The sequence below is a fragment of the Falsirhodobacter sp. alg1 genome, assembly GCF_000739715.2.
Classification (GTDB): domain Bacteria; phylum Pseudomonadota; class Alphaproteobacteria; order Rhodobacterales; family Rhodobacteraceae; genus Falsirhodobacter.
In genome coordinates, this window is record NZ_BBJC02000071.1 from 1 (window position 1) to 676 (window position 676).

1 protein-coding gene and 1 pseudogene are annotated in these 676 nt (G+C 59.2%); both read left to right on the forward strand.

Translation table 11 applies throughout. The annotated features are described in order from the left end of the window. Window positions 1-272 (forward strand): DUF2945 domain-containing protein (locus TR36_RS14230; protein ID WP_370553456.1); only part of this gene is annotated, 272 nt, incomplete at its 5' end. A gap of 91 nt (window positions 273-363) precedes the next feature. Then, window positions 364-676 (forward strand): annotated as a pseudogene (locus TR36_RS14235) (GatB/YqeY domain-containing protein); the annotation flags it as partial.

Consider the following 676-nt stretch of genomic DNA (forward strand, 5'->3'; position numbering starts at 1 on the left):
ACCTGACCGGAACCGCCTGCGGCCCGGCACCGTTCCCGTCAAAAGGGAGCGGTTTCATGGCAAAGTTTTCCAAGGGCGATACGGTTGAATGGAATTGGGCATCAGGCACGGCCAGCGGAACGGTTGAACAAAGCTTCACCCGCCGCGTGCAGCGCACGATCAAGGGGCGCAAGATTGTCCGTAACGGAAGCACGAAGCGCCCCGCCTATCTGCTGAGCCAGAAAGACGGGACCAAGGTGCTGAAGCTGGAAAGCGAGCTTTCGAAAGCTTAACGCACGGCCTTGCGTGGGGGCGGGGCAACCCAGTTGTCCATGTACTCCATCGCCTCCTCGGCAGTTTCCACAAACTGGAACATAAGGTCAGGAGGCTGTGGGGGATGACGAGATTCTGGCAATCCTGAGCCGCATGGTAAAACAGCGCCAGGAAAGCAGCCGGATGTACGAAGAAGGCGGACGTGTCGATCTGGCTGCCAAGGAAAAGGCAGAGATCAAGGTGATCGAGGCATTCCTTCCCCGTCGACTGAGCGTTGACGAAGTGAATGCTGCCATCGATGCCGCAATCGAGGCGGCAGGCGCCACATCCCTGCGGGACATGGGCCGCGTGATGGCAGAGCTGAAGGGTAAATATACCGGACAGATGGATTTTCGCGGCAGTCGGCCCTCAGGTCAAGGCACGC